The organism is Gemmata algarum (assembly GCF_034097035.1).
In the GTDB taxonomy this organism is placed as follows: Bacteria; Planctomycetota; Planctomycetia; order Gemmatales; family Gemmataceae; genus Gemmata; species Gemmata algarum.
The window spans coordinates 19,324-33,342 of the sequence record NZ_JAXBLV010000184.1; the positions used below are offsets into that span (position 1 = coordinate 19,324).

General features: G+C 70.3%; 11 protein-coding genes. 3 read left to right on the forward strand and 8 right to left on the reverse strand.

Annotated elements, in window-relative coordinates; all coding sequences use genetic code 11:
• Positions 1 to 162: 162 nt before the first annotated feature.
• Together R5W23_RS16985 and R5W23_RS16990 are read right to left on the reverse strand one after the other, a co-directional pair.
• Positions 163 to 1,311, reverse strand: coding sequence for a citrate synthase (locus tag R5W23_RS16985; protein ID WP_261185265.1), 1,149 nt, complete (start codon positions 1,309 to 1,311; stop codon positions 163 to 165).
• Between the two features lie 166 nt (positions 1,312 to 1,477).
• Complete coding sequence (locus tag R5W23_RS16990; protein ID WP_320687329.1) at positions 1,478 to 2,188, reverse strand: 3-keto-disaccharide hydrolase; 711 nt, start codon at positions 2,186 to 2,188, stop codon at positions 1,478 to 1,480.
• 395 nt (positions 2,189 to 2,583) lie between these two features.
• On the opposite strand from R5W23_RS16990, the gene R5W23_RS16995 reads away from it, so the two are divergent.
• Positions 2,584 to 3,465: a DUF1559 family PulG-like putative transporter gene (locus tag R5W23_RS16995; RefSeq protein WP_320687330.1), complete on the forward strand. Its 882-nt coding sequence runs from the start codon at positions 2,584 to 2,586 to the stop codon at positions 3,463 to 3,465.
• A gap of 189 nt (positions 3,466 to 3,654) precedes the next feature.
• Here R5W23_RS16995 and R5W23_RS17000 read toward each other — a convergent pair whose 3' ends face one another.
• Entirely contained in the window at positions 3,655 to 7,566 is a 3,912-nt protein-coding gene (locus R5W23_RS17000) for a hypothetical protein (RefSeq protein ID WP_320687331.1), read from the reverse strand.
• A 205-nt stretch (positions 7,567 to 7,771) separates the two neighbouring features.
• On the opposite strand from R5W23_RS17000, the gene R5W23_RS17005 reads away from it, so the two are divergent.
• Positions 7,772 to 9,136, forward strand: a complete 1,365-nt coding sequence (locus R5W23_RS17005) for a sensor histidine kinase (protein WP_320687332.1) — start codon at positions 7,772 to 7,774, stop codon at positions 9,134 to 9,136.
• Positions 9,137 to 9,239: 103 nt separating this feature from the next.
• Here the strand turns inward: R5W23_RS17005 and R5W23_RS17010 are convergent, their stop codons facing one another.
• Positions 9,240 to 9,548, reverse strand: coding sequence for an FKBP-type peptidyl-prolyl cis-trans isomerase (locus R5W23_RS17010; protein WP_407936139.1), 309 nt, complete (start codon positions 9,546 to 9,548; stop codon positions 9,240 to 9,242).
• Positions 9,549 to 9,888: 340 nt separating this feature from the next.
• On the opposite strand from R5W23_RS17010, the gene R5W23_RS17015 reads away from it, so the two are divergent.
• Positions 9,889 to 10,938 carry a hypothetical protein gene (locus R5W23_RS17015; protein ID WP_320687334.1) on the forward strand — a complete coding sequence of 350 codons (1,050 nt, stop codon included), beginning with the start codon at positions 9,889 to 9,891 and terminating at the stop codon, positions 10,936 to 10,938.
• Between the two features lie 100 nt (positions 10,939 to 11,038).
• On the opposite strand, the gene R5W23_RS17020 is transcribed toward R5W23_RS17015, so the two are convergent.
• The 4 genes from R5W23_RS17020 to R5W23_RS17035 all read right to left on the reverse strand — a co-directional run bounded on the left by R5W23_RS17020 (position 11,039) and on the right by R5W23_RS17035 (position 13,997).
• Positions 11,039 to 11,590, reverse strand: a complete 552-nt coding sequence (locus R5W23_RS17020) for a hypothetical protein (protein ID WP_320687335.1) — start codon at positions 11,588 to 11,590, stop codon at positions 11,039 to 11,041.
• 60 nt (positions 11,591 to 11,650) lie between these two features.
• Positions 11,651 to 12,883, reverse strand: a complete 1,233-nt coding sequence (locus R5W23_RS17025) for a PQQ-binding-like beta-propeller repeat protein (RefSeq protein WP_320687336.1) — start codon at positions 12,881 to 12,883, stop codon at positions 11,651 to 11,653.
• A 25-nt stretch (positions 12,884 to 12,908) separates the two neighbouring features.
• Positions 12,909 to 13,391, reverse strand: coding sequence for a hypothetical protein (locus R5W23_RS17030; RefSeq protein ID WP_261187269.1), 483 nt, complete (start codon positions 13,389 to 13,391; stop codon positions 12,909 to 12,911).
• A gap of 168 nt (positions 13,392 to 13,559) precedes the next feature.
• Positions 13,560 to 13,997 (reverse strand): YkgJ family cysteine cluster protein, encoded by a 438-nt coding sequence (locus R5W23_RS17035; protein ID WP_320687337.1) that lies wholly within the window; start codon positions 13,995 to 13,997, stop codon positions 13,560 to 13,562.
• Positions 13,998 to 14,019: the final 22 nt, after the last annotated feature.

Sequence of the window (14,019 nt, forward strand, 5' to 3'; positions counted from 1 at the left end):
GCAGGCGGTTCCGGCAGACGGCACGATGCGTACCGTCGGTTCCCGTTCGCTCCGCTGTTCTGGCCTGGGGTGTGGCCCGCTCACTTCAGGCCAGAACTGCGGAGCGAATGGGAAACCAGGGGAGTCAGTCATGTTCCCTTGGGGCGCCCGGGGCGTGCTCCGCTACGCCCGCTGTTCCAGCGGCACGTACTTCACGTCCGTCTTGCCGATGCTGATCTGCTCCGGGCGGAAGATGCGGTTGCCGACGAGCTGCTCCGTCCAGTGGGCGAGCCACCCGCTCACGCGGGCGATGGCGAAGATCGGGGTGAACACGTCGGTCGGGATGCCGAGCGACTGGTACACCACGCCCGAGTAGAAGTCCACGTTCGGGTAGATGCCCTTCGGCCCGTAGATCCCGGCGCAGAGCCGCTCTAACTCGAGGGCCGTTTCGTAGGTCTTGGGCCGGACGGTCTCGGCGAACATGTGCTCGGCGATCTCTTGCAGCACGGTGGCGCGGGCGTCCTTCACCTTGTATACCCGGTGACCCATACCCATCACCTTGTACTTCGAGTCGACCGCCCGCTTGGCGTCCAGCCAGTCTTTCACCTTCTCGGGGCCGCCGATCTCCTCGAACTGGCGCAGCGCCTCCTCGTTCGCGCCGCCGTGCAGCGGGCCGGACAGGGAGCCGATGGCGGACGCGATCGTGTGGTAGGGGGTTGCGAGGGTCGAGCCGGTGACGCGAGCCGTGAACGTGCTGGCGTTCATCTGGTGCTCGGCGTGCAGGATGAGGCACGCGTCGAGCACTTTACGGGTGGCGGGCGACGGCTCCTTGCCGAACAGCATGTAGTAGAAGTTGCCGGCGTGGTCCAGGTCGCTGCGCGGGTCGAGGATCTCCTCGCCACGGCGGACCCGCGCGAACGCGGCCACCAGGGTGGGCAGCGCGGCGATCAGGCGGCAGGTGGCGTCCCAGTTCTTGGCGGGGTTGCTAACGGTCGGGCACGGGTAAAACATCCCGAGCGCCGCGACGCTCGCGTGCAGGGCGTCCATCGGGTGCCCGTCGGCGGGCATGCACTTGATCAGGTCTTTGAGGCGGAAGTGGATGGCCCGGCGCTGGCGCAGGTCGTGGTCGAACTCGGCGAGTTGCTTTTGGGTGGGCAGGTCGCCTTTGACCAGCAGCCACGACACCTCTTCAAAGCTGCTCTCTTTCGCGAGGACCTCGACCGGGATGCCGCGGTACTCCAGCACCGCCTTTTTGCCGTCCAAGAAGCTGACCGCGGATTTCGCGGCGGGCACATCCTCAAGGCCCGGTTTGTATTCGATTTCGGTGCTCATGACGGTCTCGATAGGCGGCGGTGGGATGCGTTACAGCCAGTGTATAATGGGCAGCGGGCCGTGGGCAGTAAGGCCGGGCAGAATGGGGCCGGCGGCGGTCCGCCCGGAACCGGCACGATCGGTTCCGGGCGGACCGCCGCCGGCCCCTTTCTACCCGGCCCGAGCGTCATTTTTTGACGATTACCGGGGTGATCTTGATGTTGCGGAACGCGACCGGGCCGTGGTCGCCCTGGAACTTTAGCGGCCCGGTAGGCGCCTCCTTGCCGGTCAGCCCGCCGGGCGTCTGCTGCTTCATCTCAACGTTCTCGTGCAGCACCACGTCGTTGAGCACCACCTTGACGAATTTGGCGTTGGCGACCTTCTTCCCGCCCTCGAACCTGGGCGCCCGGAAGTCGATGACGAACTTCTGCCACTCGCCCGGCTTCTTGCTCGCGTTCGTCTTCGGGGCCGCGACGCGGTACAGCGCGCCGAGATCGCTCTGGGTGAGTTTGTCGTCCGGCTTGCCGTAGCTGTCGATCACCTGCACCTCGTACTCGCCCATCAGGTAGACGCCGGAGTTCGACCCCTCCGGCACCATGAACTCGATTTCGAGGCGGATGTCGCCGAACTTCTCATCGGTGTAGATGTCGGTCCCGCCTGCGGCGGTGTTAACGAGGTACGGGCGGTCCGTCGGGGTCACGCTCTGTTTCTTCGGCTCGGTCGGCTTGGCCGGGTTCATCACGTACCAGTACGCCTCCCATTTGCTCTTCTTCTCGTCCTTGAGCGCCCAGCCCTTGAGGTCTTTCTGGTTGAACGGCTCCACGGGCTTGGGGTCGGCGGCGCGGGCGGGCAGGAGTGCGAGGCCCAGCACGACGGCGGGCGCGAACGAGCGGAACATGGGGCACCTTCTGTGAGACGCGACCGGTGCGAACCGGCCGGTGAGGCGGGGGCGGGCGACGTGGGGAGATGTTAAACGAAGGGGGGCCAGCCTGCCAGGGCCAAGCGGCGCCGCCGGTTCACGTTCGGTTAGGAGAATGCCCGGAATGCCACTATCAGTAGCCGGTGCCCTCCGTCATCTCACCGGGTTACAAGCGCTGGTAACTGCTTCATCGTGAGCGAATGCATTTGATTGATTGCTATTTTTTCTACTTGTCAATCTGTTGGCGCCGCCTGCTGTTGACACCGGATCGTACCGGCGAGTACGTTACTTCCCTCCCGGGTACATCTCGCTCTCCAACCGGCCCCCCCTCCACGTTCTGCACACGGGTTCTTTCTTTAACCGGAAAGGGTCACATGCGTTTGTCGCGAACGGCGTTCACGCTGCTGGAGTTGCTCGTCGTCGTCGGAATCTTGGCGGTGCTGATCGGCCTGCTCCTCCCGGCCGTGCAGAATGTGCGTTCGGCGGCGGCACGGATGCAAGAAGCGAACAACATGCGGCAGCTCGGGATCGCGATCCATTCGTTCGCGGCGGCCCACGACGGCAAACTGCCGGATGTCGATGGTGCCGCCCCGGCAAAAGGCGATTCCGTGCTGTACACGCTGCTCCCGTATCTTGAGATCCAGTTGCTCACGGGCAGCCAGCCGTCAGAATCTGCCAGCAGCCGATGGTACCAGCCGAAATTCTTCCGCGCGCCGGCCGACCCCTCGTTCGGCCCGACCGTTGCCCCGGACCGCGCGGCCTCCGGCGACCTCGGGGACACGAGTTATGCGGCCAACGCGCAAGCCCTGCGGCGCGGCGCCGAACTCCAGAACGGGTTCCCGGACGGCCTATCGGGAACCCTCCTGTTCAGCCACCACTACGCGCGCTGTGGGCTCTCGGGCTTCACCTGGAGCATCCTCGGGACCCAATGCGCGGAGCAAGGTAACCCGAACCCGGTCCCGTGCGACCGACCGCTCCGCCACCGTGCGACGTTTGCGGACGCGCCGATGTACACCGACGCGGCCCCGGTGGCCGCCGCGCCGGGCCGGTCCGTTGCGTCGATTCGGGGCCTGACGTTTCAGGTGCGCCCGCCGTTTGATTCGTGTGACTTCCGAGTTCCCCAGGCGTTGTTTGACAGCGGCTTGTCGGCCCTCAACGCGGACGGGAGTTACCGGACGGTCCCTTCGGGCGTGGATGAAGCCGTGTTTTGGGGAGCGGTGACCCCGGCCGGGGGAGAAGTGCTCGGCGACTGGTAACGCCTCAACTCTTGAGCCGGCGCCATCCGACACGCTCGTGCTCGAGTTGCACGAACCTTCGCCCGTTGCGCCCAGAACTGCTATGGTGTTGTCAGGGCGCCGTCCGCGGGTGCGCACGCCGTTTCTCGCGTGCGCACCCGCGGCCGATTTCCGGGGCGGCGCGAACACCAAGGACCGGGACCGGGCCAGCTATTCCCCGAGTCCCTTGTCCCACTCGTCCATTTGTTTTTCGAGCTCTTCGAACGTCAGTTCTTGGGACGGGCCGGGGGGGGGCTCCGCCGTGCGGTCGCGGGTCTGGCGCAGCGCGTCTTCGAGCCGCCGCACCCACACCGGCACGTCCAGGCCGACCCCGCTGACGATCGCTTCGAGCGGCTCGATGGCGGTGCGCAACCCGACGAACGCCGGGTTGCCCTCGACCTGGCCGCCGCGCGCGGCCTCGGCCGCCGCCGCCACCTGCGCCGCCGCGCGGTCGATCTCCAGCGGGCGGGTGAACCGCTCCTCGAGCCGGTCCCGGACGGTGCGGAGCTTCACCCCGTACCGCGCCTCGCGCTCGTTCAGCTCCTTGAGCAGCTCGTCGGCGAGCTCGACCGTCTTCTCCGCGATGAACGTGCGCCACCGCCCCGCCAGCGCCTCGTAGCCCCGCTGGCACAGGGCCTCGTGGGCCAGCGCGAGCGGCTTCATCCGCCACGCGAACCGGTCGTACCGCACCTTCAGGCGCAGCATGTCCAGCAGGATGTGGATGTTCTCGCCGTAGTCGGACTGCGTGGTCGTGGTGTTGTAGTCCCGGTACTCGTCGTAGTGCTCGATGAGCGCCTGGAGCACCACCTCGGCGCTGCGGGCGGTGCGGGCCTTGTCCAGGGCGCCGGCGTCCCAGTCGGCCACCAGCTTCGGGCGCCGCGCCCCGCCGTCGCCGCTCTCGGTCTCGTGGTCGAGCCACGCCGGCACGCCGCGGGCCAGGATCCCGCGCATGTTCGACAGCCCCAGGAACGGCACCGTGAACAGGTCGCTGCCGTACTTGGTCACGAACCCCTTCACCGGCTCCCAGTCGTCGTCGTCCGCGACCGTCTCCAGCACCGAGAGCCGCAGCGACTGGCTGTGCTGGTGCCACAGGTTCTGGAACTCGGTGGCGATCTTGAACAGCGCGTCGGCGAGCGGCCCCTCCTCGCCGGTCGCGTCCGCGTCCCACGTCGCGGCGGTGGCGAGCAGCGTCTCGACCACCCCCGTCAGCGCGGTGCGGAACAGTTGGTCGAAGCTGCTGACCCGCCGGCCCTCGGGCGGGTTGTTCCACTCCATCTGGCGGGCCACCTTCGTGAGCTGGAACGTCTCGCGCAGCAGGCCCAGCCGCGGCAGCCGGGTGACCAGGTCCTCGAGCACGCTCAGCGCCGTTTGGGCCGCGAGCACCTCGCGCGGGCGGCCCCCGTCGGACGGCGGGCAGTAGAGCAGCGGCTCGCGGCGGAAGTGCGCCGCGAACCCCGGGAGCAGCGCCCGCACGCCGGCGGCGTCCCCGCGCCCGATCGCGCGCTCGATGCGCACCAGCAGCCCCTCCCACGCGGGCGGCGGCTCCGGCGCGCCGGCGGGCGGGTGCGCGCCGCTCGCCAGCTCGGGTCCGGTCGGGCGGGCCGCGCTCAGCGCCAGGGCCGCCCGGCGCACGTCCACGCACGCCGCCACGCCCAGGTCGAGCAGGTGCCCCTTGATCGCGCGGCGGCGGTCGAACTCGATCATCCCCTCGTGCCCGCCGGACGGGTCCGGGACGGCGACCTCGGTGAGCCGGTCGAGGAACAGGGCGAGCGAGTCGTTGGCGCGCCGGGCCGCGGCGAGCCAGGCGCCCAGGGCCGGGTCGGCGGGCGGCCACACGTCGGGCCGGGCGGCCCGGCGCCACAGCTTCGCGACCGCGTGCAGGAACCCGAGCCGGGCCTCGATCGCGTCCGCCTGCGCCTCCAGGCTGAACTCGCCGGCCGGCTCCGGCGGGTCCCCGGCCACCGACCCGTCCACGCCGTCGTCGGTCGAGTCCTTGTAGACCATCCCCTCGTAGGCCGAGCCGACCGGGTCGTCCTCGTCCTCGTCGTCGCCCCCGCGCTCCGGGCGCGGCTCGAGCCACTCGTGGGGGGCGCCCCAGTCCTCGCGGGCGTTCGCGTCCAGCAGCTCGAAGAACCGCTTGAGGAGCGGCCCGCGGTCGGCGGCCGGCGCCGCCGCGAGCACCCCGCGGACCCACCGCTCGGCGAGCGCCTCGAACGACGCCCCGGGCTCGTCCAGCGGGACCGTGTCGCTCTCCGACAGCCAGGTCATGAGCAGCCCCAGCGCGGCCCGCCACTCGCGCCGCTCGAGCAGCGGCTCGAGCACCTGGGCGAACGCCGCCGGGCTGGTGAACCCGTCGCGGTGCTGCCGCCAGAACCCGACGTCGTTGGAGCTCGGCTTGCGCCGCGACCACTCGGCCAGCGCGGACGCCACGTGCTCCGCCGCGTCCGCCCGCTCGCCGCCCACGATCCGGGGCAGGTCGCTCACGGTCGCGGTGGCGAACCGGTCCCACCACGCGGCGAAGGCCCGGGTGCGGGCCACGAGCCGCTCGCGGGCGGCGCCGTCGTCGGCCAGGGCCGCCGCCGCGCTCGCCCGGGCGTACAGGTCGAGCTGCCGGCCGGCGATGTTGATCAGCTCCTCCGCGCGGGGGTCGCGGACCGTGTCCTCGCGCCCGGGGAAGATCGGGAACAGCCCCTGGTAGCCGAGGACGTTCCACGGGTCGATCAGCGCGCCGCAGCCGATCCCGCGCTTCAGCAGGTCCTCGACCTCCGCGAGCAGCGGCGCCGCGTCGGCGGGGCGGTTGCGGTCGGCCGCGAACCCCGCCTCCGTCTGCCGCACGCGGATCTCGGTGCCGAACCGCACGGCCGGGGCGTCGATCTTGCGCGCCTGCTCGCGGGCCGCCGCCGGGTACCCCATCGCGGCGTAGAACTGCGCCAGCCGGCGGTCCTGGAGGTGCGCGGCCCGCTGCGTCGAGATCGCCTGGTTCAGGAACTGCCGCACGCCGGCGAACGGCTGCTTGCGCCGCTCGGCCTCGGCCCGCAGCCGCTCGCCGTGCGCCCCCGGGAGCTGTTTCAGGAGCCGCTGGTAGAACGCGTCCCGGTACCGCGCGATGCGGGGGACGAGCTTGGAGAGGGTGACGGCGGAGTCGTGGAAGTTCGGCCCCGCCCCGCTCACCCCCGCCCCCATCAGGATGGTGCCGGCGAGCACCGCCGCGGCCTCGAACAGGCGCTCGCCCTTGTCGGCGCTGCTCACCTGGGGCACGCCGGGCGTGACCCAGGTGAGCAGCGTGTCCAGGGTCATCTGCCGCAGCACGAACCGGCGGAAGTACCCGGCCCCGTCGATGGTGTGCGGGTCCCACTCGCCGAACAGCACGTTGGGCCGCTTGTTCACCGGGTGGAAGTGGTCGTGCGCCCGCGGGTCGAACGCCAGCTCGTCCAGCCGCTTCGGGTCGAAGCTGGCCTCCTCGAGCAGCACCGGGTCGGTCTCCTCCAGCAGCTTGAGCGCGGGCCGGACGATGTCGGCGTAGGCGCCCGGGGCGACGCCGGCGCCGGCCAGCGCCAGCGGCACCGGGCGCACCTTCTCGTGGGGGTAGTACTCGGTGTTCGGCCGCGTCTCGAGGATCGCGATCGGGCGGTACCCGACGTAGTCGTTGAGGGCGGTGAGCGCGCCGGCGACGACCCGGTCCGGCTCGTCCCACGGCCCGCCCTGCCGGAGCACCGCCTCGCAGCAGCGGGCGAGGAAGAACGGCCCGAACAGGGCCGCGTCCGGCTGGTGGGCGAGCTGGTCGGCGTGGTGCGCGCGGTACGCCGCGGGCAGCCGCACGAGCGCGGCGTCGAGCACGGCGCGCGCCTGGGCGGGGTCGCGGAACGCGGCGGACCCGCCGGCCACCAGGGCGGCGAGCTCGTGCGCGAGCCAGGCCGCGAGCGTGCGCCACGGCGCCGCGTCCCCGCCCTCGAAGAGGCGGACCCCGGCGTCGGCGAACCCCTTCTGGAACCGCGGATCCGGTCGCCCGTCGGAGAAGTTCAGGTAGCCGAGCAGCTTGGCCGGATCGGTTCTGCGGGACAGTTCGTGAAAGATGCCGTCCATCCGCCGTGCGTTCCTTACTCAGTCGGGCCGGGGCCAGCGCCCCGGAACTCTACCAGCATAAAACAACATCGCGGGGCGCGAAAGCCCCGAAGCGTGCCAATGTGGCGCGGAGTGGTCCATTCTACGCACCGCACGGGCGCCCGCGCGGTGCGTTCGGCCGGGGAACCGGCCGGAGCGGGCGCCCGAAACCGACCCCGTGCCCCCGATGCGCCTTTCGCTCCGCTACCGATTGCTGCTCCCGCTGGCCCTGCTCCTCGTCGGGGACGCGGCGGCGACCGCGTGGGCGGCGGCGCACGCGGCCCGGCACGCCGAGCGGCAGCTCGCACAGCAGCAGTGGGCCATCGTCCGCACGCTCGACGAGCCCCGCAGCACGTTCCCGCTCACCCGGCCCGTGCTGGAGCAGATGCGCGGGTTCTCCGGGGCGCACTTCACCTTCGTCCCGGCCGGCGAGCTGCCGCGCGAAACGGTTTCCACGTTCGGCGAGCCGCACCCGCCCCCGACGAGCGTCCCGCGGGCGGCCCACACGGCCGACGCCGCCGACCCGCGGCTCGGGCCGTCGGTGGTGGTCGCGGGCGAGGAGTACCGGTGCCTGCGGGTCGCGCTGCGCGAGCAGACCCCGCCCCGGCGCGGCGACCTCTACATTTTTTACCCCGAATCGCTGCGCCGCTCCGCGGTCGCCGACGCCGTCCGCCCGCTGGTGTTCCTGGGCGGCGCGGGGGTGGTGGCGGTGGTGCTCGCGTTCGCGTTCGGGTCGCGCCTCGTGCGCCGGGTCCGCGCCCTCGGCGCCCGCACCCGGCCCATCGCGTCGGGCGACTTCCGCCCGGTGCCTTTGACCGGTCCCGACGACGAGCTGCGCGACCTCGGCGCCGCCGTCAACGAGATGGCCCGGCGCCTCGCGGCCTTTCAGGAGGAGCTCCAGCGTACCGAGCGGCTCCAGGTGCTGGGCCAGTTCTCCGGCGGGCTCGCGCACCAGCTCCGCAACGCCGCGGCGGGCGCGAAGCTCGCGGTGGAGCTGTTCCTCGCGGAGAACCCCGGCGCCGACCCCGAGCCCCTCCGGGTGGCCCTCCGGCAACTGGCGCGGATCGAATCGAACCTGCGCCAGTTCCTCGCGCTCGGGAAGCCGCCCCCGGCCGAGCGGAAGGCGTGCGACCTCGGGGAACTCATCGGCCAGGCCGTGAGCCTGTTAAAGCCGCAGTGCCAGCACGCGGGCACGACCATCGGGTGGGAGCCGGCGGCCGAACCGGTGATCGTGACGGGCGACCCGACGCAGCTCGCGCACCTGTTCGGGAACATTATCGGAAACGCCGTCGAGGCCGCCGGCCCCGGCGGCGAGGTGCGCGTGCGACTGACCCGCACGCGGGGCGCGGCCCACGTCGAGGTGAGCGACACGGGACCGGGGCCGCCGGCGGCGATCGCGGAGAAGCTGTTCGACCCGTTCGTGACCGGCAAGGAGCAGGGCATCGGCCTGGGGCTGGCGGTCGCGAGGCAGTCCGCCGACGCGCACGGCGGCCGCATCGCGTGGACCCGGGCGGGCGACCGCACCGTGTTCACGATCGAGTTACCGGAATAAACCCGCTCGTGCGACCGGGAGTGAAAACCGCCGCACACCCCGCGGGTCGTTGTCGCCCGCACCGGAGCCGACCGGGCGAGTGCCGGGTGCGCGCCCGCCGGCGTCAGTTCGACTCGAACAGCTCGATCTCGAACACGAGCACCGAGTTCGCCGGGATCTTCCCGCGGGCGCGGACCCCGTAGCCCAGCTCCGCCGGGATCTTGAGCCGGCGGACGCCGCCCGGCTTCATGCCCGGGATGCCCTCCTGCCACCCCTTAATCAGGTCGTCCAGCGAGAACGTGACCTTCTCGCCGCGGGTGACGCTGCTGTCGAACACGGTGGCTTTGTCGTCGGTGAGCCAGCCGGTGTAGTGGATCGTCACGGTCGCGCCGGCCTTCACCGCGTCCCCCTTGCCCTCCTTGACGTCCCAGATCTCGAGCCCCGACTTGGTCTTCTTCCACTCCTTCGAGTCGAGCGCCGGGCGCTCGAGCTTCTTGTCCTCGCCGGCCGCGAACGGCACCACCGCGAGCGCCGCACACACCGCGAGCATCGTCGTCAGACGCATCAGCATCCCTCCGGACCAGAAACCGAACCGGGGCCGCGGGCGCGGCCCCGTCCTGCCAGGGTACGCCGGCCCGCCTCCGGGGGCACCGCGGGGCGCGGAAAACTCTCATCCCTTTTCGCTTGCTTCCGTGCCCGAGAGCGGGATGATGCACAGTCCGGGGCCGCGCGCCCCAGACCCGTTCGCCTCCCTTTCCCGTGAGGAACGTTCCATGCGCACCAAGCTGCTGGCCGCCGCGCTGCTCGTCGCGTCCGCCGCCGCGGGCCGGGCCGACGACGGCCTGACCAGGGGCACCCCCGATGTGAAGTCCGTCACGGCCCTCGCCTTCGGTCCAAAAGGACTGCTGCTGCTCGGGGACCCGACCGGCGGCGCGGTGTTCGCGTTCGACACCGGCGACAGCAAGCCGGCCGGGGACAACAAGCCGCTCAACGTCGAGAAGGTTGATGCCAAACTGGCCGCAGCGCTGGGCGCGACCGAGAAGGACGTGAAGATCACCGACGTGAAGGTGAACCCGGCGTCCGGCGCCGTGTACGTCGCGGTCACCCGCGCCGGCACCCCGGCCCTGACGAAAGTGGCCCGCGACGGGACCGTCACCGCGATCGCCTTCAAGGACCTGCCGTTCGCGAAGGTGGCCCTCCCGAACGCCAACGACAAGCAGCGCACCGAATCCATCACCTCGCTGGCGTTCGTCGATGGTAAGGTGATCGTGGCAGGCCTGTCGAACGAAGAGTTCGCCAGCACCCTGCGGGTGATCCCGTTCCCGTTCAAGGAGGCCGACAAGGGGGCCGGCATCAAGATCTTCCACGGCGCCCACGGGCGGCTCGAGACCAACGCCCCGATCCGCACGTTCGTGCCGTACAAGATCGGCACCGAAGAGAACATCATGGCCGCCTACACCTGCACCCCGCTGGTGAAGATCCCCGTCGCCGACCTGAAGGCCGGGGCGAAGGTGAACGGCACCACGATCGCGGAGCTGGGCAACCGGAACCGCCCGCTGGACATGATCGTGTACACGAAGGACGGGAAGGACTACCTCCTGATGGCGAACAGTGCCCGCGGGGTGATGAAGGTCCCGACCGAAGGGTTCGGCAAGGCGGAAGCGATCACCGCCAAAACCGCGGCCGACACCGCCGGCGTGAAGTACGAGAGCATCAAGGAGCTGACCGGCGTCGAACAGCTCGACAAGCTCGACGACGGCCACGCCCTGCTGCTGGTCAAGACGGCGAACGGCTCCGACCTGAAGACGATCCCGCTGCCGTAACGGTTCGCTGGCTTCCCCGCCTGCTCTGATTGGTAGGCGGGCCATCTCTCCCGTTACGCCGCTCCTCATTCACGTCTCGCGAACTCGGACCGGGTTCGGCTCACACCGGGGGCTCGTCGGTCGCGGTGTCGTCCGCGGGCGGTTTCAGGCCCGGGACGCGGGCGTTCAATCTTTGCTGCCGGTGGACCGCCAGGTCGCGTTGCAGCTTCGTCTCGTGGTCGGCCCGGAGCTCCTTGTACCGCGCCATCCAGTACGTCCGCGTGGCCCAGAAGTCCTTCACGGCCAGACACACCGCGACGAACACCAGCCCCATCACCACGCTCCAGTACACCGCCACGAGCCGGGCGAACTGCTTGTCCTCAGCCGGTCGCGGGTCGTCGGCTCCGTCCGGGAGCGCGGACCGGTCGCGCTCGGGGATGGCGTCCATGCGCGCGTCCATCCCGGAGACGTAGTACCACGCGATCAGCGCGCCGATGAGGACCAGGATCGCGGACGTGACGGTGCGGCGCCGGGCGAGCCCGCGGCGGTACGCCCGGTCCACGTCCGGCAGGAACGGCTCCGCGCCGAGCGCGCGCAACGTCTGCCGCTGCCGCGCGCCCGTGAACAGCCCGACCAGTACTAAGCCCGCCGCGAGGAGCAGTCCACCGGTCACGGGATCACCTTCCGTCTTGAGGGCGCTCGGTTACGGTTCGGCGGCCGGCCGCGTCCGCGCTCACTTCAACTCGAAGCAGAGCAGTTCCTTTTCGTCGCGCAGGTAGAGCCGCCCGCCCACGAGCGCCGGGTGCGCCCAGGTGTTCCCGCACACCTTGCTCTTGGCCAGTTCCTTGAACTCCTTCGGGTTCGCCTCGAACAGCGTTACCGCGCCGGCGTCGTCGAGCATCAGGAGCGTTTCCTTGCCCGCGGGGCCGCACTTCACGATCGCCGCGTGGTACTTGCCGACGTTCTTCTTCTCCCACGCCACCTTCCCGGTCTTCAGTTCGACGCACCGGAGCGTGATCGTCGGGTTGCTGAACGACACGGTGCCGTTCACCATGTACAGGTAGTCGCCGACCGCCACGGGGGTCGAGAAGTAGCACGTGAGTGGCTTGCTGAACCACTCCTGCTGGGTGGCGTACTTGCCCCCGCTCTCGGTGACCTTCAGTCCGATCGCGCCGCCGGTCACGGTGCTGCCGACGACCAGGTCGCCCACCACGAGCGGGGTCGCGGACGACTCGATCAGGTCGCCGACCTTGCCCTCGAAGGGGACGGCCCACAGCTTCTCCCCCGTTTCGGACAGCCCGAGCAGGTTCCCGCCGGTGAGGAACACGAGCTGTTTGCCGGCCCGCACGGGGGACGAGTAGCTGGCGGCCTCGTCGGTGGCCTTCCACGCCGCTTTGCCGGTCTTGGCTTCGAGCGCGACCACGCCTGCGCCCTTACCGCCCACCAGCAGGATCACCTGATCGTTGACCACCAGCGGCGAGGTCGAGACGCCGAAGAACAGGTTCTTGGCGTTGAACTCCTTCAGGGTGTCCACCTTCCACTCGAGCGCGCCGGTTTTGGCGTCCCAGCACGCGGCGATCCCGGTGCCGCCGTAGGTGAACACCTTGCCGTTGCTGACCGCGGGGGTGCCGCGCGGGCCGTTGCCGAACAGCGGCTTGAACTCGGCCCGGTCGTAGCTCTTTTCCCACTTCAGTTCGCCGGTCTTGGCGTCGAACGCGGCGAGCGCGTCGGCGTTCTTCCCTTTCGGCTGGTAGAAGGCGTACACGAGCCCGTCCGCGACCACCGGGGAGCTGTGCGCCTCGCCGACCGGTTGCTTCCAGAGCGGCTTGAGAGCGGCGCTCCATGGCGCCACAGACTCGGGGGTGCTGCCGTCGCGGTTCGGCCCGAGGAACTGCGGCCAGTCGGCGGCGGAAAGCGTGAGCGCCGGGGCGAACGTGAGGGCGAGCGCGGCAAGGGAGCGTATCATCGGACCTCCTGCGAGCCGAGCGGCGTCAGCCCCCGGAGGGTGTGACGACGCTCAGGGGAACCCGTGTCACCGGCGGTGTCATGGTATCCGCACCGTCCGGGCGCGGCCGCGCGTTGAGGAAATGGTGCAGGGGGGCGTAGTTCCACCCGGTGCCGTGCGCGTCCGCGATCCGCTTGAGTGCGGCGAGCGACTCCTCCGTAATCTCGCTCATGCGCGGTTCGTACGTCGGGTCGCAGAAGTAGATACGGCACCCGAGCGGGCGGTTTTCACGAGCGGTACAGAGTCCGTCGATCTGGAACGGGCAGCCGTCGCGGGACACCGGCTGCTCGTACTGTGGGGCGCGTTCGAGCAGGAGTTCGGCCTCGAACGCGCTGATAAAGAGCGTGTGGCCGTACTCGGTGAACCGGCAGCACCGCCCGGACGCGGCGCACCGCGGCGCGGCGGCGCTCACGGCCGCGTCCGCCGCGGCGTACACCGCCATCACCTCACTCCGCACGTCGTCAGTCATTGATGAGGTCGTCCCAAAGAGGTTTCACCGCAGAGGGCGCAGAGAGAAGAATGAAGACCGCGTGAGAGCCCTTTCGTACTCTGCATTTTCTCTCTGCGCCCTCTCGTGCCCTCTGCGGTGAAACCTCTTGTTTCTTCTCGGCTGAGGGGCTGCGAACCACGCGGCACCTTACATCTTGATGACCTTGAGCCGGCGGGAGATCTCTTCGACGGGGATGACCTCGCCCCGGCCCGAACCCGGGCAGATGTCGCAGGTGCGCTTCCAGTCCTCGGGCGTCTCTATGTTGCTCTCCCAGAACGGCCACGTGCGGCACTGGGCGGGGCGCACGCGGTACACGGAGCAGCCCCGCTTGGCGTCGAGGAGGACGCAGTCGCCGTTGGACCGCTCGCGGAGCGTGCGGCGCCCGCGGGCGCGGCGGGTGAGGCGGTCGCGGACCTCCCCCACCGGTTCGCCGAGTTCCGCGGCGATCGCGGCGAGTTCCTCGTCGGTGACCCACACGAACCCGGGGGCGCCGGTGCAGCAGTCGCCGCACTGGGTGCACTCGAACGCCAGCCCGTCCTTGTACCACGGCTCCGGTTCGGCCGCGCCGGTTTGACTATCCGCCACGTTCTCTCCCAACTGCGGGCGT